Genomic DNA, 20,610 nt, shown 5'->3' with positions numbered 1-20,610 from the left:
GAAATTTGTATATTTTCTTAACATAATTCCTACTCACTTTTTTAAAATTAATTTTGGAGAAAAAATTTTTAAAAAAACTTCGAACTTTAATCGGTTTTTAAGTGTATATAGAGTATGTGGTGAAAGGAGGAGAAATAGTGTCTGAAAGAATTGACAAAGATCGTTTAGAAGAATTATTTAATAATCACTCGTCAATGGTGTATCGTACCGCTTACTTTTTAACCAAATCAAAAGTAATGGCAGATGATATTACGCAAGAGACGTTCATTCGTATCATAAAAAAATTCCATCTGTTTGATCAAACAAAAGCAATTGAACCTTGGATTTATCGAATGACAGTAAATATCACCCGTAATATGATACGTAAACAAAAAATTAAGAAACTTTTCGGCATTCATTATGATGTTCTAACTGAAAATGAAGTTGAACAATCAATTTTACAAAATGAAATGGAAGATCAGCTATGGATAGAGATAAATTTATTACCGCAGAAGAGTAAGGAAGTGATAGTTCTTCATTATTATTTAGAACTTAAATTAGATGAAGTGGCGGACTCTTTAAATATTCCAATCGGTACATGTAAATCAAGGCTTAATTACGCGCTGACAAAATTAAGAAATCGATTATCGAAAAACGAACTGTTTAAAGTAGAAGAAAAACTGAAAGGGGGAGAACTTAATGGTGGAAAACAATCCTATTTCTGAAATTAAACACACCCTTCAGAAGAAATTAGATCAACATAATCCTTCCGTCACATATGATCAAATATGGAATAAAGCCAATTCAAATTGGGGGTATAATCGAATTCGAAAATCGTTTGTTTCAGTTGGGATTCTTTTGTTTCTGGCATTTTCTATTTTTATTAATTCACCTATTAAAAAGGGACTAAAAGAAGACATTGGAATTACAAATGAATCTAAAAGTACTTCTGCAGATGCCAGTATTGGACTATTAATTGTAAACGGGGCAGGTTATCGATTTGAAGGTGTTTTACATAATAAGGAATTTATACTTAATGACCAAATTGGTGTAGTTAAAGAAGTTGTTAAAAATAATAGGATTCCGAAAGACAATTTTTCCTCTAATATGTTAAAGATTGGCGATAAAATTTATTTAACGAATGAAGACCCAAAAGTAATTATTGTAAAACAAGAGGACGGAACAATCTTAAAGTTTTTAAAAACTGAAAAATGATTGATAGATTGACTATTTAAAATAAAATTTGAGTCATATTAATAGTCCAATTTGAAAATAGGGAGTGTTCAAAATGTCAAAATTGTTAAGTGCATCGATACTTTTTTTCTTTCTCATTTTCACTGGATGTTCAGCAAATTATGGATTGAAAGGTAATAAACCTCCAAAAACAATGGTTCAAGTAGAGAATCAAACATATGATACGAAATTAGGTTCTTATTGTTGGATTACGAAAGGAAAAGGAGAATGTGCAGATACGGCTGGACCAGTCAAACTACTAGAGGGGAAAAAGCCGATTGAAGTAAAACCTGGCGAAACCGTTAAAATTAAAATGAATTATAATCCTAAACCAAATGAAATCCACTTGGTTCAAATAAATGATAATAAGGAAATTGAAATAGAGGTAGTGAAGAATCAATTTTCAGCACCTATTAATAAAGGGGTATATTATTATTCATATGGAGTATGGTGGATGGATAAAAAAGATGAGCACTTATCACATGGCGATGCTTTTTATGCTTTTGCTTTAGAGGTAAAATAGAATGTTTTTCGTTAGAATAAGTAAGGGTATGTTTTGAAAAATATTGTTCAAAACATACCCTTAATAGATTACTAATTTATTCTTCTGTAGGGATCTTTGGTCCATCAAGATCTAATTGATAAAAGGACAAGTCAAGCCATCTATTAAATTTATAACCTGCCTTTTTAATTGTGCCTGAATAAACAAATCCGAAGTTTTTATGCATGGCAATACTTTTTTCATTATCTGCATCAATTCCAGCAATTAAAGTCATATACTCTCTTTCTTTGGCAATAGAGATTAATTCTTTCATTAATGAAGTGGCAATACCCTTTTTTCTGTATTCACTATTTACATAAACTGAATGCTCAATCGAATATTTATAGGCAGGCCAAGCTCTAAAAGGACCGAATGTAGCAAATCCAACGACTTTTTGATCAAGTTCGAAGACTAGTATTGGAAACCCTTCATTCATCTTTTGTTCAAACCAAATTTGTCTGCTTTCTAGCGTTTGTAATTTATATGTATAAACTGCAGTTGTATTAAGAATGGCATCGTTATAAATCTCTAAAATGTCCATTAAGTCGTTTTGAGTAGCATCCCTAATCATTTTTTCTTTCCCCCCAATTTAATTTATTATCTCTTCTTATTTTAGAACTTTTTATACAAACCGTAAAATTGAAATTTATATTTGTTTGTAATAGATCGGTTTGTTCATATTAAAATCCTAATTTTTAATTGTTTATAGCTTACATTATAAACCTTGTTCCTTAGTAAATTATCTTCCAATAGTGAGAAATAGAGGATATTCATTTACCGGTTATCCTCTATATCATTATTTGACATGATTGTTCAAGAAGGAATCTAATCTATTTTCGTTGAATTAATTACAAATGATTTTTTAGACTGATGTGGTAACTGCTGGGCAAAACAATTATTTAGGCAGCTGGTTAGCATCTAAGTTTAATAGATTTAGATTAAATGTAGATGATAGAACATAGGAGTATATAAAGTTATTGAAGAATTCTCTTCCTAGTGTGAAATATATTATCAAACACTTATTTTATTAGAAGAACTTAAGCAGTTGGATTTTTCTAAAGGTAAGGTTAAAGGAGCGAGGAAGTTAAAATGAATCAATCCTATTTTTATTTAAAACTAGAATCACATCAATTACATATGTCTTATAAAAATGAAAAACGTCGCGTGCGTGTTTTATTGCCGAAAAATTATGAAGAAGACAAGGATCAAAATTATCCAGTTGTTTATATGCATGATGGTCAAAATATTTTCTACAGTAGTGAATCTTATAGCGGGTATTCATGGAAAGTGATTCCGGCAATTAAACTAAACCCTGATTTACCGAAGATGATTGTTGTTGGGATCGATAACGGTGGACAAGACCGAATTAATGAATATACGCCATGGAAAATTACTGAAAGCCCTCTTCCTGAAGATTATGAACTAGGTGGGAAAGGGGTGGAGTTTGCTAATTTTGTCATGACAGTCGTGAAGCCGTTCATTGATAAGCAATATCGAACTAAATCGGATAAATATCATACAGCGGTGATTGGTAGCTCGCTTGGAGGTAATATTTCGGCTTTTATGGGTGTTGAATATAAAGAGCAAATTGGTGGTTTAGGTATATTTTCTTTAGCCAATTGGATTACAAGTAATGCATTTGATCATTATATTGCTAGTGAAGAGTTGGATCCTGAACAACGAGTGTATATTCAAGTTGGTACTCAGGAAGGCGATGATACCGATCGTCAATTGATGTATGGAAATATGAAGCAGGCATATATCGATTGCTCGCTTAAGTATTATAAACAACTGATAAAAGGCTCTGTCCCAATAGATAGCATTTGTTTAAATATTTTTGCAGATGAAGTACATGATGAAAAAGCTTGGGCAAAACACTTACCAGAATGTTTACATTTCTTAAGTGAGAAATGGTCTTAAATGAACTGATTTATAAAGAAGCTTACATTAATTTAAAATTAAAATAAATTGTGTAAATAATAAATTTTTTGATATTAAGAAAGGAGCATTTTTATGAATTATATTTTGATCTCTCCATATTATCCAGAGAATTTCCAGGCATTTGCTCATCGTTTGAAAGCCGCAGGTGTAAATGTATTAGGTATTGGCGAAGAGCCATATGACCAATTAGGTTCGAAACTACAAAACTCTTTAACAGAATATTATCGTGTGAATAATTTAGAAGATCTAGATGAAGTGAAACGTGCTGTTGCATTTTTATTTTATAAACATGGTCCTATTGATCGCATTGAATCTAATAACGAATACTGGTTAGAACTTGATGCGCAGTTGCGTGAACAATTTAATGTATACGGTAATAAACCGAGTGACTTGAAAAAAGTTAAATATAAATCTGAAATGAAAAAGCTGTTTAAAAAAGCAGGTGTGCCTGTTGTAGATGGAAAAGTCGTTAAAACTAAAAATGAGTTAACGAAAGCCATTGATGAATTAGGACTGCCAGTTATTGCTAAACCGGATAATGGTGTTGGATCAGCTGCAACCTTTAAATTATGTTCAGAAGAGGCTGTACGCCATTTTGAAGAAGTATGGGATGAAGAACAAGTGTACTTCATTGAACCATATGTCGAAGGAGGCGTGCTTTGTACATTTGATGGTTTAGTCGATCAAAAAGGGAATATTGTTTTCCAAACAAGCTTTACATATAATGTGCCAACTCTGGAACTTGTTAAAGGTCAGTTGGATTTAGCTTATGTGATTCAAAAAGAAATTGATCCTAGGCTCGAAACTTATGGGAAAGCGATTGTGAAAGCTTTTGGGATGAAAGAACGCTTTTTCCATATTGAGTTTTTTAAATTAGAAGATGGGGATTATGTTGCACTTGAATATAATAATCGCTTAGCTGGTGGCTACACGATTGATATGTACAATTTTGCGTACTCCATTGATTTATTTGCTCAGTATGCTTCTATTGTGACAGGTGCAGAAATTAAGGAATCCGAAATCGATAACCAGTATTGTGTCGGTATAACACAGCGTGATGCTTATGAGTATAACCACGATACAAATGCTATTTATGAACGATTTGGCGACCGTGTGAAGTTTGAAAAGCGCATGCCAGATGCATTTGCGGAACTCCAAGGAAATCAATTTTATGCGATTAATGCAGATTCACAGGAAGAAGTCGATAACATCATTCGTTTTGTACATGAACGAAAAAATTGCAGCGTTGTAAACGTATAAGGATAGGAGATTTTTCAATGAATATAGAAAATTTAAGCCATTGGAGTGGGGAATTAGGACGCGAAATGCAGTTGAACAGATATGGACACAGTGGCATGCCAATCCTAGTTTTTCCTTCATCTGGGGGGACGCATTTTGAATACAATAATTTTGGAATGATTGATGTGTGTCATGACTTTATTGAATCCGGAAGGGTTCAGTTTTTTACACTGTCTACAATAGATAGCGAAAGTTGGCTACACGGCTCAAAATCGGTACATGACCGCGCATTAGCTCATGAAGCATATGATCGTTATGTGATTTCAGAAGCTATTCCATTTATTAAACATAAAACAGGTTGGTTTGATCCAATGATGACAACAGGTTGTAGTATGGGTGCATATCATGCGTTGAACTTTTTCCTAAGACATCCGGATGTCTTCCAAACAACTGTTGCACTTAGCGGTATTTACGACGTGCGTTTCTTTTTTGGAGACTACGGAAATGATCCTCTTGTATACGAAAATTCACCAAGCGATTACATATGGAATCAAAATGACGGCTGGTTTATAGATCGATACCGTTCTGCAGATATCATAATATGTACAGGACTAGGTGATTGGGAACAAGACGGGCTGCCTTCATTCTTTACATTAAAAGAAGCCTTTGAAGAAAAACAAATTAAAGCATGGTTTGATGAGTGGGGTGAGGATGTTTCGCATGACTGGGTTTGGTGGCGAAAACAAATGCCGTATTATTTAGGAGAATTATTTAAATAAGCACTTAATACTTTTTTAGGGCTACTCTATTTAGGTAGCTCTTTTTATATTTTCCAATAGAATATGTAATGAATTATTAGGGATTAATCCAACTTATTCTTGTTTTAAAGGGGAAGAAATTAAACGAATAAAAAATCCTAAAATAATCTCAACAAAGAGACCGGTAAGAACATATACTAATTGGCAATTAAGGACAGATTATGTTGAGACACTAGATGCTAGTAAACAGGCTAATGAAATAATTGCACCTCTATTAAACAAAATTAATGAATTAATTTTGTTTAAAAAGAAATATGAGTGTCAGTTTATTCTTATGCAAGTTCCAATTATAGAAAATGGATGCTGCCCAGCGTTGGTGTATGATCAAGAAATCATTAATTTTTGTTCAAAGATTGGTGCATCAATAGAAATAGACTTATATGCAAATCCATATGAGAGTGATTGGGACATTGTATTGAAGACTTAATTATCTCTCAAAGTAGTTAAAGAATGCACTAAAATTTATTAAAAAAGGCGGATTCAACAATATAGAATCCGTCTTTTAGTTTACCTTGCTATCTCATTTTTAATATAATACCCTCGATATTTTCTGAGATAAATATTCAATTCTAGGGATCATAAGGGAGTCATCTACGCTCGAAATTTTCTCTGGTTTAAACAGTTGCAGTTTCCTTAACTCATAAAAATCAAAAAGTACTTGCTCAAATGTTAATTGGTTTTTCATTAAGTACTTTAGATCAAGAATAGAAAACAACATCTGATCCTGTAATATCAAGAGTCTTCCGTTAATTTCGTTAAAGACTCCATTTCGAATACCTTCATTGTAAAAATTAAGTAACTGGTTTTCACGGGTTTGTAGCATCTCCCATAGCTTATCGTACATTAAGGGGAATGTGCCCTGAAGCTCTTTTAAAAAATCATCAGTTATAAAAAGTGCAAGTGATACTGATTGCTCAAAAATTTGTTGAAATCTAGGAGCAAATAAACTTTCCTCATTCGTCATTTCTGAGGTCATATCTTTAATATACTGCACAAATCCGTCTGTAACTCTATAAAATAAATCTTCTTTTGTAGGAAAATATTTATAAAGTGTTGCTCTACTTATTCCAACGATTTTCGCAATCTCTTCCATGCGCAATGCCTGAAAGCCGTTTGTTCGAATAGTGGGCATTAGCTTTAATATTATTTCTTCTTGTTTATGTATGAACTTTTCTGTCAGCTTATTTTCGTTGGTCACCTTACTGCCTCCTTACTGTGAGTATTATATCAAAAGTGTAATACATATTATACAAGGAAGATAAAGTAGACAAAAAATATCTTTTTTGTATAAATTGTATATTTCCTATGATACAATGACAAAGAAGTCAATTTCACTTGAAAGTGAGGATACAAAATGAAAACAAGAAAATTAGGTAATAGTGATTTAGAAGTTTCAGCAATTGGACTTGGATTGATGGGAATGTCTCCAGGAATTTACGGTTCTATAAATGACGAAGAATCAATTAAGACTATACATCGAGCTTTGGACCTTGGAGTTAGCTTATTAGATAGTGCTGACACTTATGGTAATGGACATAATGAAGAACTTCTTAGCAAAGCATTGGCGGGAAGACGCGATAAAGCTATTGTATCGACGAAGTTTACATTTGGACCTAATTGGGAGTTCATTGGCGGACATCCAGATTATGTAAAAAAAGCAATTGATGAGAGTCTTAGACGATTAGGTCTTGACTATATTGATCTGTATTATCAGCATCGAGTAGATCCTAATGTACCAATTGAAGAAACAGTTGGAGCGATGTCCGATTTAGTGAAAGCAGGAAAAGTTCGTTATCTTGGGCTTTCAGAAGCGGATTCAGACACTATTCGACGTGCAAATGCTATCTATCCAATCTCAGCATTACAAACGGAATATTCACTTTGGAGCCGAGACATCGAGCATGAGATTCTTCCAACAGTAAGAGAACTTGGAATTACTCACGTGGCATATAGTCCTCTAAGCAGAGGTTTCATTTCTGGCGAATTACGAAAATTTGAGGATCTTGATCAAAATGATATTCGCAGATTTTTACCAAGATTCCAAGGTGATAACTTCCAAAAAAATGTCGACATAGTAGACAAACTTCGTGAAGTTGCAAAGGAAAAGAACGTAACAATTTCCCAACTGGCGCTAGCATGGACTATAGCAAAAGGAGCGTTACCAATTCCAGGTACTAAACGAGTAAAATATCTAGAGGAAAATGTTGAGGCACTTAACATAGAACTGACTGAAGAAGACTTAAAACAACTTGAAGAGGTTAGTCCAGAAAACTCTGTTCATGGCGGACGCTATTGAAATTAAACTCATGAGCTTAAACTATTTAAAAGTATGCGCCTCGTATCTTTTTACGAGGTGTTCTTTAATAAAAAAAGAGTTGCCCAAGCAACTCAAGTTGTTCAACTAAATTCTCCCTTTAGTCATAATGAACGAAACGCCTCCTTTTGCTTAGCGTAGGCTGCACTTGGCAATATTGGGAGTTACCTAAAAGCCTACCCAATCCAATTGTAGAGCTACAAACAAAAAGGAGCCGTTTATATTATGATAGATAGTCAAAAAATTATTGGTTTAGACGTGTCAAAAGACATTATTTCTGTTGTTATTCCTGAAGAAGGACGTGGAGAACCACGATTTCACGGTAATATTCAAAACACACCCGAAAGCATTCGTAAACTTTTTAAGAAGTTATGCGATCCAGAAAAGCTACCCATGCATATTAGACTGTAAATCACCGTTAATTTATTTGCCTTCGTGCCAAGCTTTTGAGTCAATTATTCTTTAAAATTGGAAACTAAAAATACTTCTAATGTAAATGATACATTCACACTTAGAAATATAATTTTTAAAAACTAAGTTGGTAGTCTTACTTTGAGTCTGCTTAAAACAGGTAAATTCGGGTTTTTAAAGCCTTTTGGGTATGGTGATTTGCCAGTTTCGTTCATATCAGTTGAATAAGAACTCACATTTCCATTCGGGGAATTCATCATTATGTTCTAGAAGACACTCTTTCATTATTTTCGAATCTTCAGGTAATCTTCTCGCCATTTCTGACCACCCAACAAATTCTATTTTATTTGGCAACTCTACGATTCCAGTAATGGTATCCCAAAAAGCGTCCCAATTTTCACTATAATAAGCTGGAAATTTCAGTTTTTCTTTCAATAGCATATGCAATTCATTGCTAGTTCTTACTTTCGTTACATCAATTATTAATTTAGGTACTTTTGATTTTTTCTCTATTTCATTTTCAATTATGTATAGTAAAAGAACAAAATAAGGCAAGAAGAATAAAAAAAGAAATATTAAAGAACTTTGAACAGTAACTATCATCCTATTTCCCCTTAAATATCAAAAATTACTAAGACTACTATAGTTATTTAATTATTTGATAATTTTTCTCCAGTAATAATTTCGTATAAAGTCGCTGAATCTACTTTTGATAATTGTACATATCGGCCACTTTTAGTTATTTCCAACATGTTGTCACTTGAATTAACCCATACTCTGTAAAGTATTTGTTTTACTTGAATATCAGGATTTTTAAACTGAAAAGCCAATTCATATTCAGGATGGCGGGACATTTTCTCCTCTTTAACTTTCCATTCAGAATTTCTAAAAATTTCTTGTGCTTTTAATACGTCTTTATCTATTGTAACTTCTCTATAATTCTCGTATTTATGACTACTATATTTTTGAACCAATATCTTTTGTTTTTCAGTTTCTACTTCTTTCGAGCATCCTATTGCTGTGATCAAAAAAATCGTAATTAGGCAAAAGAAAATCTTGTTGAACTTCAGAACTATCACCTCCTGACTTCATTATACATTTTTAATGGTAATATTTGGTAAAAAAATTAAAATATTTTAATTTTTTTGCACAAAAAAAGACTGCTGAAACAGTCTTTCGTCAACTAACGGACATGTTCGTTGAAATAGGAAATTTAGATTTTAAATAAGCTAAATTTAATATTCTTTTATTTTTTTCATCATCTTCAGTATTAAATAAATCTGTTAAAGTCATTTGAAAAATAAATCCTTGCAGAAGAATCCTGGTTGAAAACAAATTAAGAATACCTACAACAAATAATATCCAACCAAAGCCTCTTAATAAAACAGGTCCAACAAAATTATTAAAATACGTTAGAGTTACAATTAATAGACCAAATCTAACTTACAATTGTAGGAGGAACCTAACTATGAAGTTAGCTTGCCTAACTCAAGTTTAGTGAGACTTACAGCAAGCTATTTTACAATTTCTAATTGGTGTATAATAGTGTGAAGAAATTGAATTTTAACGGGGTGGTAATAAAAATGAAGATTTTGTTTGATGAAACTTATACTTCCAATGACGGAAAAAGAACAAGCAGGAATATTTGGTATGGGGATGCTGATTTAACTGTTGATGGTGAATTTGGAAAAATCCTTAATCTTAATGAAGATTTTATGGAGAAATTATGCGAAATAATAAAAAATGACATATCTAAAAATGCAGCAAATAAGGCTACTGAAACTAACTGGTATTTTTATGGAAGTGGTGTAACTCAGGACACGATTGGAGACAATATCCGTCCAACAATTATGGTTCGTGAGAGGTCTGACGAATATATAACTAATTTTAATATCAGTGACCACGATTTTGCTTTAAATATCGATGCTATTCTGCTGTTTAAGGCGGATTTTGAAAAACGCTTAGCTAGCCATTGAGGAGCTACATCAGTATGGAATTTACATACTATTCGAGGGGAATGATTTCATAATGAAATCATTCTCTTTTTTCATCTGTGAGTCTTTTTTGTGGGGGAAAAGAACATTTAATTGGTACAGATTATGAATAATTACTCTTAAATTCAATGAAAAAATCAACAATATTTTAACTAATTAGATAGGTTGTAATAATTTAATAAACTGTATGAACTAGTGTATGATAAGTAAATTACTATAAAAGTTTAAACTTTCTATGGTCATAGTAAAGGAGCGTTTGTTTGTTAAAATGATATCTCAAAATTTAAGGGAGCTCATTAACGCAATATAAATCTTTAAATATCAATTTTAAAATTAATAAGGTGAAATAAATGATTGTAAATACACTAAATGACGTAAATAATTTAATTACAGAATGGCAAACTGCAATTGAAGCGGAACGAAATTATTTGAAATTTCATGGTGGGAGAAGCTATACCCTTTCAAAGGGGACTCCACTTTATCAAATTGGACAAAGTACGGTGATCTTGTTTACGATTTATGCAGAAATTTTTGTCCCAGAAGGAACGCCGGTTCGAATCAAAATAGAAAATCAAGAGTATCAAGGTGAATTGTTGTCATTTAAAGGCTCTCAAGTTGAAATTAAAATAAATGAAAGAATTACTTCAACGATTCCATATGCTGAGCTTTTTAATGAACCATGGGAGTTACTAGATCAATTAATTGAAAGACTTGAGGAAATAAAAGATTATCGTAGTAAACAAAAAAGAATTATGAAGCTAATGAATGCTGATTCAACTGCTAAACATTTAAGTAAAATGAAGAAAGAAAGTTCAACAAAGCAGGAGTTAATTTATCGTTCATTTTATAATGCAACAACATATATATGGGGACCACCGGGTACTGGGAAATCATATAATTTAACGAATATTATTTTAAAACATTACGAAAAAAATAAGTCAGTTTTAGTAATAGCTCATTCTAATGCTGCAGTAGATGTTTTAATGAAAAATGTAATTCATGAATTAGAAAAGAAAGATAAATGGAAAAGTGGCGAGATTGTCCGCTATGGGTATACAAAAGATGAGGTGTTATTACAACACGAAGATGTCCTTTCCTCAAAGCTTGTTGAAGTAAATGGAAGCATAAATCAATATGAGTTAGAAAATTTAGATGAACGAAAGCACTCCATGTTAAGAAAAGCTAGAAGAGGTGCAGCTTCAAAAAAAGAATTAGATGATTTAAGTAAAATTCAAAATAAGTTAAATAAAATTCGAGGGGAAATTCGTGAAAAAGAAAAAGAATTGGTTGATCAAGCAAAAGTGATAGGAACTACACTATCCAAATGTTCAATCGATCCTTTAATCTATTTACGCCAGTTTGATTTAGTTATTGTTGATGAAATTAGTATGGCGTATACACCACAAATCGCCTTTGCTTCAACATTAGGGAAACGAATTGTTGTATGTGGAGATTTTAAACAATTACCGCCAATTGCATCATGCTTTCATAATGAATATGTGAAAAAATGGCTACAAGAAGATTTATTTCATCATACCGGAATTGTCCAAAAAATAGAAAATGGGGAGCCATTAATTAATTTAGTTTTACTGAATCAACAAAGGAGAATGCATCCGGCCATTTCTGGATTTACAAATAATGAAATCTATCATTCTTTAGTGTTTGATCATCCTTCAGTTAAAAAAAGACAGGAAATCGCTAAACATAGACCATTTCCAATGCAAGCGAATAGTTTAATAAATTCACAATTTCTTAAAACCTATGCTTTAAAAGATTCAAATACAAATTCTAGATATAATTTAGGGTCTGCGATTATTGCAATTCAATGTATTCTTTCAAGTATAGTAGATGGGGTCAAGTCAATTGGAATTGTTACGCCATATAGAGCACAAGCAAAGTTACTAACGGCACTCCATAAAGAGATTATCGGCAAAACAAAATATCGCGAATTACCAATACAAATCGCAACAGTTCACCGATTCCAAGGAGCGGAGTGTGACGTAATCATTTTTGATTCAGTTGATACGAAACCACAATATTCTCCTGGATTACTGCTTACAGATCAAAACAGTGAAAGATTAATTAATGTTGCTTTGACTAGAGCTCGAGGCAAATTTATTCATATTGCAGATATTCCATTTATAAAAAGTAAAACAAATTCAAAAAAGACGATTAATAAGTTAATTCATTTCCAAATGGATAATGAATACAAGGTGAGTAAAGAAGAGTTTGAAAAGGTTTTTTCAAAGAGTATATCAAAGAGGTTAAGACTGTTTTCAAATGATTCAATGGAAATGAAAAATGAATTAGTAAATGATTTAAAAAATGCTAAGAAAAAAATAATTGTCTCCATGCCTAATTTATCTGAAATGTCTTTGGAAATTCGAAAACTTATCAATGAAGTTGAGATACCTATTCTCTTTATAAGTGAATCGTATTTTGAAAATCAAAAAAATAGAAGTTTTATTAAAAAAGATCAAGTACAGCCTTTCATTATGATTGATAATGAACTTTTATGGTATGGAATACCTTTGTCACATGTTAGTTTAAACCAATCAAATAACTCTGCGAGACTGAATTGTCCTTTAACATGTCAAATATTAAAAGGCTATATCGATTTTTAAAAGTTACATAGAAAGTATTCTATGTAATTTTTTTTATTCTTATTAAATAATCTTGAGCATAAATTAAAAATAAAATGCTACGGGATAGGTGAATAAATGGTCGATCGATCGGTATTTTCTAAATTGTCTATGCCATGTGCTTTTTTAGATTGGGATGCTTTTGTTCAAAATGTGGATGATATTGCAGCTAAATCAAACGGTAAGAAAATACGAATTGCTACTAAATCAATTCGTAGTGTACAAGTTTTAAAATATATTTTAGAGAGCAATGATTGTTATGAAGGGCTAATGTGTTATAACCCCCATGAAGCAGATTTTCTTGCTGAAAATGGATTCGATAATTTATTAATTGGTTATCCAACGGTTGATGTAATAGGATTAAATAAAATTGCATTACAAATAAAAAAGGGTAAAAAAATCATTTGTATGGTGGATCAGACTGAACAAATTAATATGATTGAAAAAATTGCAGCAAAAAATGAGATTGTTATTCCACTTTGTATCGATATAGATATGAGTACATCTTATTTTGGTTTTCATTTTGGCGTTAGAAGGTCACCAATAAAAGAACCTAGAGATTTAGTACCGCTACTAACTCATATTTTGCAATCCTTGAATGTGCGCTTGGAAGGAATTATGGGATATGAGGCACAAATTGCAGGGGTTGGAGATGCCGCAAAAAATAAAGTTTTGAAAAATAAAATAATCCAGTTTTTAAAGACGAAATCATTAGGTGAAATAGCGAAAAAAAGAAGAGATATTGTTAAATACATTGAAAAAGATGGCTACCACCTTGATTTTGTAAATGGTGGAGGTACTGGAAGTCTTCATTCGACGACAAAGGAAAAAGTGGTTACTGAAGTAACAGTAGGCTCTGGATTTTACGCTCCAACATTATTTGATGAATACAGAAGTTTTCAATTTCAACCAGCAATAGGCTTTGCTTTACCAATCATTCGAAAACCAGCGGATAAGATTTATACATGCACTAGTGGAGGATTTATCGCATCAGGTGCTGTAGGAAAAGAAAAATTACCAACTCCGTATTCCCCAGAACAATGTACTTTATTGCCACTAGAAGGTGCTGGTGAAGTTCAAACACCAGTTTTTTATTCAGGACATGAAGAGTTAAAAATAGGAGAAGCAATTTTATTTAGACCAAGTAAGTCTGGTGAAATTGCCGAGCGTTTTTCTCATTTATATGTAGTAAGTAAAAATAAGATCATCGACCGTTTCACAACATACAGAGGAGATAGGGGGTGTTTCCTATGAAAAGTATGTTATGGAAAAACTGGTCTGGAAGTGTAAAGTTTAAACCGAATCAAGTATTGTATCCATCATCGATTGAAGAAGTTGTAAACCTCGTTAAAAAAGCTAACTCGGAAAATAAGAAAATAAGAGTAGTAGGCTCAAGTCACTCATTTACTCCACTAATTTCAACAAACGACTATTTACTGTCATTAGATAATTTAAATGGCGTTATTTCAATCAACAAAGAGGAAGAAATTGCCGAAGTCTGGGCTGGAACTAAGCTTGAGCAATTAGGAAATGAATTATACGAATCAGGTTATTCGCAAGAAAATTTAGGTGATATTAATGTTCAATCGATTGCGGGAGCATTTTTAACAGGCACACACGGCACAGGAATTGATCACGGAATTTTATCTACACAAATCGAAGAGATGACAGTAGTATTACCATCAGGTGATCTATTAGATTGTTCAAAGACAAAAAATACAGATATTTATAGGGCAATTGGCGTATCGTTAGGTCTACTTGGCATAGTTGTAAAATTTAAAATTAGAATAAAGCCTGCTAAAACGTACCGTTATGAGAGTAAAAAAGTAATGATTGATGAAATTTATAGTAATCTACTAAATTTGAAAAAAGAAAATGAACATTTTGAGTTTTACTTATTCCCTTATTGTGATCAAGTTCAAGTAAAGATAATGAATGAAACTAGAACGAAGAAACATTCATTTAAATTTGAGAAATGGAAGGTAGCAACCATTGAAAATAAAGCATTCTGGTTATTAAGTGAATTTAGTAGAAACTTTCCAAAAAGTAGTTCTCAAATTAGTAAAATAAGTGGTAGCAGTGTTCCAAATTCAAGGATGGTCGGACCGAGTCATGAATTATTTTCAACAACTCGAAATGTAAAATTTAACGAAATGGAATACAGTATTCCAGCTGAATATATGAATGATGCGACGTTAGAAATACAAGAAGAGATAAAAAATAAACGATTTAACGTCCATTTCCCAATCGAATGTCGATTCGTAAAAGGAGATCATTTTTTAATAAGTCCTGCTTCGATGCGTGATTCAGCGTATATCGCAATCCATATGTATAAAGGAATGCCTCATCAAGACTATTTTAATAGAATAGAAGAAATTCTTCAAAGCTATAACGGCAGACCACATTGGGGAAAAATGCATTCAATGAATATAGAAAAACTAAATCATTTGTATCCATCATTATCTAATTTTCTTACTATTCGAAGTCAATTAGATAAGAATAATATTTTTGTGAATGCTTATTTAGCGAAATTATTTAAGATTGAATAATAGTTGTTGGTTATATGCCTTGCTGTTAAATGATTTAATAGTTCAGCTTTAGTACCTTAATTATATAAGAGTTAAAATTACAAAGTACGAACATTAAGTGAAATTAATTGGAAAACTTGGTCTAATTAATGGTACATTTCTAAATAGCTTAAAATGACTGAACAAGCTTCAGTCATTTTTTTATGAAAATCTAATTGAAAATATTTATCAATTGTATTATGATAAGTAATGAGAAAAGTTATCAATATCAATTACATATATTTAATTTAGATTTTTCGGGGGTATTTTTATGAAGAAGCAAACTACTATGATCGCAATTTCTCTTGCTACAAGTTTAATGATGGCAGGTTGTGCACAAAAAAGTGAAGAAGCTAGTAACGTAAAAAAAGAATCAAAAGCAGAAGCAAAAATAAATTTAGATTCTGAGATTAATAATTATAGAGATTTCGTTGTATCTCAAACGGAAGAGTTCGTATCAAATACACAGAAGTTCGTTGATGCAATTAATGCAGGAAACATGGCAGAAGCCAAACGTTTATATCCAATTAGTCGTTCATATTACGAAAGAATTGAACCAGTAGCAGAATCATTTGGCGATTTAGATCCAAAAATCGATGCACGTGAAGGTGATGTACCTGCAAATGAATGGACTGGTTTCCATAAAATTGAGCAAGTTCTTTGGGTTCAAAATACAACAAAAGGTCTTGAAAAATATACAGAACAACTTATGAAGGATGCTAACTACTTAAGGGCAAAAGTAGAAACAGCTGAAATTGATCCTGTATTATTTGTAACTGGTCCTGTAGAATTATTAAATGAAGTATCATCTTCAAAAGTTACTGGTGAAGAAGAACGATATTCACATACTGATTTAGCTGATTTTGCAGCTAACGTGGAAGGTTCAGATAAAATCGTTCAATTATTATCAGAAAAACTAAAAGCAAAAGATGCTGATTTAGCTTCAACAATTGAAACTAGATTTAATGATTTAATGACAACATTAAATACTTATAAAAAAGGTGATCAGTACGTTGATTACAAACAGTTAAAAGAAGATGAAGTAAAAAAATTGGCTCAACAAGTAGATGCATTAGCAGAACCGATTTCTCAAGTTGGGTCAACATTAGGGGTTAAATAATTATGAAAAAATTAGAAACGAATAAAGTTTCTAGAAGAGACGCATTAAAACTTATTGGAGTTGGTGGAGCTGGTATCCTTATTGGTGCAACTGGAATTGAAGCAGCTTCTGAAAAGGTAACTAATTTCTTTTCACCAGCTAAAGCGGATGCAAGAGAAATTCTTCCGTTTTATGGAAAGCAACAACAAGGTATTACAACTCCTGCTCAAGATTTTATGTATTTAGCGTCATTTAAACTAGAAACTACATCAAAAGCAGATGTCAAAACAATGTTTAAAAAATGGACTGAAGCAGCAGCGTTAATGAGTGAAGGAAAAGAACTAGGTGATTCTGAATTTCCTTCATCACCTCCAACTGATACGGGTGAAGCAACAGGTTTACAACCAATGAAGCTTACGTTTACATTTGGCGTTGGTCCTTCATTTTTTGACCGATTATCAATTCAATCAAGTAAACCATCGGGGTTAAAAGATTTACCTCATTTCCCTGGTGATGATTTAAGAGAGGAATGGAACGGTGGAGACATCGTAGTTCAAGTTTGTGCAAACGATCAACAAGTTGCTTTTCATGGCGTAAGAAACTTAATTCGAATTGGACGTGGGACTGTTAGTTTAAAATGGATGCAGCACGGTTTTCAACGTTCATCTGGAGCGGATCCATCTGGTAGTACACCTAGGAACCTAATGGGCTTTAAAGACGGTACTGGAAATCCAGATACAAAAGATGAAAAAGAAATGAATACACATATTTGGGTACAAAATGGCGATGGTCCAGCTTGGCTAACAGGTGGTTCTTATTTAGTTGCAAGACGTATTCGTATCCGAGTTGAGGAATGGGATCGTAGTTCATTACAAGATCAAGAACAAACATTTGGTCGTCACAGATCATCTGGTGCACCAATTGGTGAAGGTAGTGAATTTGCTAAAATTGATTTAAAGAAAACAGATGATAATGGGAAATTATTGATTCCTGCAGATTCACATGTTGCCTTAGCAAGAGGAAAAGGTAAAATTAAAATTTTAAGAAGATCTTATTCATATACTGACGGACTTGATATCCAAACGGGAAAATTAGATGCAGGCTTACTATTTGTTAGTTTCCAAAGAGACTTAGAAAAACAATTTATTCCTTTACAAGATAAATTAGCGAAAATGGATTTATTGAACGAATACATTGAACATAATGGTAGTGCAGTATTTGCATGCTTCCCAGGCGTTAAGAATGGAAGCTATATTGGTGAAGGATTACTTTAGGTGAAGTGCATGAAAAAAAATATATTTTTAATAGCTAGTTTACTATTTTTTAGTTTAATATTAAGTCCGTTTCATAAAACATTTGCTGAAACTGATATTCAAGAACAAGTACTTTCACATATTGGTAACTCTTTAACAGAAGTTAAAAATGGTGAAAAAGATAAAGTAAAAACAGATTTATTAGCGATTAAAGATTTAATTAAAAATGAGAAAAAAACTTCAAAATTAAATAAACTAGTAGACCAAGCGATTAAAGATATTGATCAAAATGAACTTGCAGCAGTAAAAGATGATATTCGTGGGGTAGCTTTTGAAACTGAAAAGTGGATTGAAAATACGAATGTTAAAAAAGATCTTTCTCAAATTAATCTTACTAAACTAGTATCTCATTTAAATAATGTTAAAACTTTATCAAATGAATCGAATTGGGAAAAAGCACAATCAGAGTATAAGCTTTTTGAAATTGAATGGTCAAAAGTAGAAAATGATGTTAGAAAAGCAAACAGTGGTTTCTATGGTTCAATCGAAGCAAATATGATTACTTCAAGGTCAACTTTGTTTACTGAAAATCCTTCAATTACTAAAGTTAATGATTCTTTTACAAAATTAATCGATGTATTGAATAATCCAAGTAGTGACTCAACAAAAGAAGTTAGTATTGAGAAAGCAATAAAACTACTAAATCAAACAATCAATTATGTTGAATCAAATGATACAGAGAAAGCACAATCAACGTTTAATGAATTTATACAAGATTGGCCATATGTTGAAGTAATGGTTCAATCAAATTCAATGGAATTATATAAGAAGATTGAAAATGATACATCCGTTGCATTAACTCAGTTAACGGAAAAGCCTAAATCCGCTACAACGATGAAAACATTAAAACAAATTCAAAACAATTTAAACTTAGCTACGAAGAAAACATCTTATACGATGTTTGATGCAGGGACAATTGTATTTCGTGAAGGGTTAGAAGCTTTAATTATTATTTCTGCTTTACTAGCATTAGTGTCAAAAGGTAAACAAGAATCAGCACGTAAGTGGATCTTCGTTGGTGGTGCTTGTGGTATTCTAGCTAGTTTAGTAGCCGGTTTATTATTCCAGTTCTTATTATCAAAGATCTCGGCTGGAATTAGTAATCAATTAATTGAAGGGATTTCTGGTCTTATTGCTGTTGTTTTCATGTTAACAGTAGGGTTATGGTTGCATAAACAATCCCGCCAACAAGAATATGGAAGTAAGATGAAAGAAAAAGCAAAAGCAGCAATTGCTGGCGGAGGAATTCTTTCATTAAGCTTACTTTCATTTTTCGCAGTATTTAGAGAAGGTGCCGAAACAGTCGTATTTTATATCGGTATGAGTTCTTCAATTACAGCGAAAGAATTGATTACTGGTTTTGCAGGTGGAATCATTTTACTTGTTATAATTGGAATTTTCATCTTAAAAGGAAGCAAATTTATTCCTTTAAAGCCGTTTTTTACAATTGCAAGTTTATGTATTTATTACTTGACGTTTAAATTCATTGGTCAAAGTATTCATGCATTACAAGGAATTGGCTATTTACCTGACCATATGAGTACTATTTTTCCAACAATACCTAAATTAGGGATTTATCCTTCCCTAGAAAGTATCATTCCACAACTAATTTTATTACTATTTGTCATTTGGTTGTTCGTTGGAACAAAAATCAAAAACAATAATAAGTCAATTGCTGCTTAAAACAGTATAAGAAAACAGACATAATTGTCATTCAAATAGACAATTTATGTCTGTTTTTTATCGTCTTTTCAGTTTAGTAAAAGTCCAATCAGATTAACGTAATTCATTTTATAAAAAATTGGAAAATTATGAGCTAAAATATTTAAAAATTCTTTTAAAAGAGATAAGATAAGATTAAAGAAATATAAAGGTTTTACATAATAATATTATGTAAACTAGGTGAAGTAAGGAGGATTTATGATGATTCAAAAAGCTACATATGCAGGTGGTTGTTTTTGGTGTATGGTAACACCGTTTGAGGATTTACCTGGTATACATGGTATTGTTTCAGGTTATATGGGTGGGGAAATAGAAAATCCTACGTATGAAGAGGTTAAAAAGGGGACTACTGGTCATTATGAAGTAGTTCAAATTACGTTTGACGATGAATTATTCTCATACAAAAAATTATTAGAATTATTTTGGCCGCAAATTGACCCAACTGATCCAGACGGTCAATTCCAAGATAGAGGTTCACAATATAGAGCTGCAATCTTTGTTCATAATGATTCACAGCTTAAGGAAGCAATGGAATCAAAAGAAAAATTAATTGAAAGTAATATGTTTAAGAAACCGATAGTAACTGAAATATTACAGGCAACTACTTTTTATGAGGCTGAAGAGTATCACCAAGACTATCATAAAAAAAATCCAAAACACTATAAAGAAGATCGAGCGATGTCTGGAAGAGACGAATTTATTGAATCAAATTGGAAAAAGTAGGCTTAAAAAACAATAGAAGCTCCATTAGAGCTTCTATTATTTTTAAGGGAGCATAGGAATATTTATCTATTCTA

Annotated in this window: 21 protein-coding genes; 17 read left to right on the top strand and 4 right to left on the bottom strand. The window is 32.0% G+C overall.

The window, feature by feature from the left end:
- Nucleotides 1-137 precede the first annotated feature (137 nt).
- From ABEY15_RS15230 to ABEY15_RS15220, 3 genes are all read left to right on the top strand, one after another.
- On the top strand, nt 138-704 hold the full coding sequence (locus ABEY15_RS15230; protein WP_429891010.1) for an RNA polymerase sigma factor: 567 nt from the start codon (nt 138-140) through the stop codon (nt 702-704).
- Nucleotides 679-1,194: a hypothetical protein gene (locus ABEY15_RS15225; protein ID WP_429891009.1), complete on the top strand. Its 516-nt coding sequence runs from the start codon at nt 679-681 to the stop codon at nt 1,192-1,194. Before ABEY15_RS15230 ends, ABEY15_RS15225 begins: the two co-directional genes overlap by 26 nt.
- A 73-nt stretch (nt 1,195-1,267) precedes the next feature.
- Nucleotides 1,268-1,735, top strand: a complete 468-nt coding sequence (locus tag ABEY15_RS15220; RefSeq protein ID WP_429891008.1) for a hypothetical protein — start codon at nt 1,268-1,270, stop codon at nt 1,733-1,735.
- Between the two features lie 76 nt (nt 1,736-1,811).
- On the opposite strand, the gene ABEY15_RS15215 is transcribed toward ABEY15_RS15220, so the two are convergent.
- Nucleotides 1,812-2,324 (bottom strand): N-acetyltransferase family protein, encoded by a 513-nt coding sequence (locus ABEY15_RS15215; protein ID WP_429891007.1) that lies wholly within the window; start codon nt 2,322-2,324, stop codon nt 1,812-1,814.
- Between the two features lie 518 nt (nt 2,325-2,842).
- On the opposite strand from ABEY15_RS15215, the gene ABEY15_RS15210 reads away from it, so the two are divergent.
- The 4 genes from ABEY15_RS15210 to ABEY15_RS15195 all read left to right on the top strand — a co-directional run bounded on the left by ABEY15_RS15210 (nt 2,843) and on the right by ABEY15_RS15195 (nt 6,178).
- Complete coding sequence (locus tag ABEY15_RS15210; RefSeq protein ID WP_429891006.1) at nt 2,843-3,673, top strand: alpha/beta hydrolase; 831 nt, start codon at nt 2,843-2,845, stop codon at nt 3,671-3,673.
- Nucleotides 3,674-3,766: 93 nt separating this feature from the next.
- Nucleotides 3,767-4,954 carry an ATP-grasp domain-containing protein gene (locus ABEY15_RS15205; RefSeq protein WP_429891005.1) on the top strand — a complete coding sequence of 396 codons (1,188 nt, stop codon included), beginning with the start codon at nt 3,767-3,769 and terminating at the stop codon, nt 4,952-4,954.
- A gap of 17 nt (nt 4,955-4,971) precedes the next feature.
- Complete coding sequence (locus ABEY15_RS15200; RefSeq protein ID WP_429891004.1) at nt 4,972-5,712, top strand: esterase family protein; 741 nt, start codon at nt 4,972-4,974, stop codon at nt 5,710-5,712.
- Nucleotides 5,713-5,758: 46 nt separating this feature from the next.
- A complete protein-coding gene (locus ABEY15_RS15195; protein ID WP_429891086.1) occupies nt 5,759-6,178 on the top strand; it encodes a DUF4279 domain-containing protein in 420 nt (139 codons plus the stop codon).
- Nucleotides 6,179-6,277: 99 nt separating this feature from the next.
- On the opposite strand, the gene ABEY15_RS15190 is transcribed toward ABEY15_RS15195, so the two are convergent.
- Complete coding sequence (locus ABEY15_RS15190; protein WP_429891003.1) at nt 6,278-6,949, bottom strand: TetR/AcrR family transcriptional regulator; 672 nt, start codon at nt 6,947-6,949, stop codon at nt 6,278-6,280.
- Between the two features lie 156 nt (nt 6,950-7,105).
- Between ABEY15_RS15190 and ABEY15_RS15185 the strand changes: the two genes are divergently transcribed.
- Nucleotides 7,106-8,047, top strand: a complete 942-nt coding sequence (locus tag ABEY15_RS15185) for an aldo/keto reductase (protein ID WP_429891002.1) — start codon at nt 7,106-7,108, stop codon at nt 8,045-8,047.
- Between the two features lie 243 nt (nt 8,048-8,290).
- The gene (locus ABEY15_RS15180) at nt 8,291-8,476 is read left to right on the top strand and encodes a hypothetical protein (protein WP_429891001.1); all 186 of its coding nucleotides are present in this window, start codon (nt 8,291-8,293) and stop codon (nt 8,474-8,476) included.
- A 216-nt stretch (nt 8,477-8,692) separates the two neighbouring features.
- Here the strand turns inward: ABEY15_RS15180 and ABEY15_RS15175 are convergent, their stop codons facing one another.
- Together ABEY15_RS15175 and ABEY15_RS15170 are read right to left on the bottom strand one after the other, a co-directional pair.
- On the bottom strand, nt 8,693-8,989 hold the full coding sequence (locus tag ABEY15_RS15175; protein WP_429891085.1) for a barstar family protein: 297 nt from the start codon (nt 8,987-8,989) through the stop codon (nt 8,693-8,695).
- Between the two features lie 137 nt (nt 8,990-9,126).
- Nucleotides 9,127-9,504 carry a hypothetical protein gene (locus ABEY15_RS15170; protein ID WP_429891000.1) on the bottom strand — a complete coding sequence of 126 codons (378 nt, stop codon included), beginning with the start codon at nt 9,502-9,504 and terminating at the stop codon, nt 9,127-9,129.
- Nucleotides 9,505-10,059: 555 nt separating this feature from the next.
- Between ABEY15_RS15170 and ABEY15_RS15165 the strand changes: the two genes are divergently transcribed.
- The 8 genes from ABEY15_RS15165 (at nt 10,060) to msrA (ending at nt 20,536) form a co-directional block, all read left to right on the top strand.
- The gene (locus ABEY15_RS15165) at nt 10,060-10,452 is read left to right on the top strand and encodes a hypothetical protein (RefSeq protein WP_429890999.1); all 393 of its coding nucleotides are present in this window, start codon (nt 10,060-10,062) and stop codon (nt 10,450-10,452) included.
- Nucleotides 10,453-10,820: 368 nt separating this feature from the next.
- Complete coding sequence (locus tag ABEY15_RS15160; RefSeq protein WP_429890998.1) at nt 10,821-13,094, top strand: AAA domain-containing protein; 2,274 nt, start codon at nt 10,821-10,823, stop codon at nt 13,092-13,094.
- Nucleotides 13,095-13,190: 96 nt separating this feature from the next.
- Nucleotides 13,191-14,366, top strand: coding sequence for an amino acid deaminase/aldolase (locus ABEY15_RS15155; RefSeq protein ID WP_429890997.1), 1,176 nt, complete (start codon nt 13,191-13,193; stop codon nt 14,364-14,366).
- Nucleotides 14,354-15,661, top strand: a complete 1,308-nt coding sequence (locus ABEY15_RS15150) for a D-arabinono-1,4-lactone oxidase (RefSeq protein ID WP_429890996.1) — start codon at nt 14,354-14,356, stop codon at nt 15,659-15,661. Before ABEY15_RS15155 ends, ABEY15_RS15150 begins: the two co-directional genes overlap by 13 nt.
- Nucleotides 15,662-15,950: 289 nt before the next feature.
- Complete coding sequence (efeO, locus tag ABEY15_RS15145) at nt 15,951-16,799, top strand: iron uptake system protein EfeO (RefSeq protein ID WP_429890995.1); 849 nt, start codon at nt 15,951-15,953, stop codon at nt 16,797-16,799.
- A 2-nt stretch (nt 16,800-16,801) separates the two neighbouring features.
- The gene (efeB, locus tag ABEY15_RS15140; protein WP_429890994.1) at nt 16,802-18,052 is read left to right on the top strand and encodes an iron uptake transporter deferrochelatase/peroxidase subunit; all 1,251 of its coding nucleotides are present in this window, start codon (nt 16,802-16,804) and stop codon (nt 18,050-18,052) included.
- A gap of 9 nt (nt 18,053-18,061) precedes the next feature.
- Nucleotides 18,062-19,774 carry an FTR1 family protein gene (locus tag ABEY15_RS15135; protein WP_429890993.1) on the top strand — a complete coding sequence of 571 codons (1,713 nt, stop codon included), beginning with the start codon at nt 18,062-18,064 and terminating at the stop codon, nt 19,772-19,774.
- A gap of 243 nt (nt 19,775-20,017) precedes the next feature.
- Nucleotides 20,018-20,536 (top strand): peptide-methionine (S)-S-oxide reductase MsrA, encoded by a 519-nt coding sequence (gene msrA, locus ABEY15_RS15130; protein WP_429891084.1) that lies wholly within the window; start codon nt 20,018-20,020, stop codon nt 20,534-20,536.
- The last annotated feature ends 74 nt before the right edge of the window (nt 20,537-20,610 follow it).

The sequence above is a fragment of the Gottfriedia acidiceleris genome (assembly GCF_050457485.1).
In the GTDB taxonomy this organism is placed as follows: Bacteria; Bacillota; Bacilli; order Bacillales; family Bacillaceae_G; genus Gottfriedia; species Gottfriedia acidiceleris_D.
The sequence above is the reverse complement of the archived record's forward strand: the minus strand, read 5'-3'. Positions and strand labels throughout refer to the sequence as shown.

Coding starts and splice junctions, on each gene's coding strand:
- ABEY15_RS15225 (WP_429891009.1), top strand. CDS start 679: ATGGTGGAAAACAATCCTATTTCTGAAATTAAACACACCCTTCAGAAG.
- ABEY15_RS15220 (WP_429891008.1), top strand. CDS start 1,268: ATGTCAAAATTGTTAAGTGCATCGATACTTTTTTTCTTTCTCATTTTC.
- ABEY15_RS15215 (WP_429891007.1), bottom strand. CDS start 2,324: ATGATTAGGGATGCTACTCAAAACGACTTAATGGACATTTTAGAGATT.
- ABEY15_RS15210 (WP_429891006.1), top strand. CDS start 2,843: ATGAATCAATCCTATTTTTATTTAAAACTAGAATCACATCAATTACAT.
- ABEY15_RS15205 (WP_429891005.1), top strand. CDS start 3,767: ATGAATTATATTTTGATCTCTCCATATTATCCAGAGAATTTCCAGGCA.
- ABEY15_RS15200 (WP_429891004.1), top strand. CDS start 4,972: ATGAATATAGAAAATTTAAGCCATTGGAGTGGGGAATTAGGACGCGAA.
- ABEY15_RS15185 (WP_429891002.1), top strand. CDS start 7,106: ATGAAAACAAGAAAATTAGGTAATAGTGATTTAGAAGTTTCAGCAATT.
- ABEY15_RS15180 (WP_429891001.1), top strand. CDS start 8,291: ATGATAGATAGTCAAAAAATTATTGGTTTAGACGTGTCAAAAGACATT.
- ABEY15_RS15165 (WP_429890999.1), top strand. CDS start 10,060: ATGAAGATTTTGTTTGATGAAACTTATACTTCCAATGACGGAAAAAGA.
- ABEY15_RS15160 (WP_429890998.1), top strand. CDS start 10,821: ATGATTGTAAATACACTAAATGACGTAAATAATTTAATTACAGAATGG.
- ABEY15_RS15155 (WP_429890997.1), top strand. CDS start 13,191: ATGGTCGATCGATCGGTATTTTCTAAATTGTCTATGCCATGTGCTTTT.
- efeO (WP_429890995.1), top strand. CDS start 15,951: ATGAAGAAGCAAACTACTATGATCGCAATTTCTCTTGCTACAAGTTTA.
- efeB (WP_429890994.1), top strand. CDS start 16,802: ATGAAAAAATTAGAAACGAATAAAGTTTCTAGAAGAGACGCATTAAAA.
- ABEY15_RS15135 (WP_429890993.1), top strand. CDS start 18,062: ATGAAAAAAAATATATTTTTAATAGCTAGTTTACTATTTTTTAGTTTA.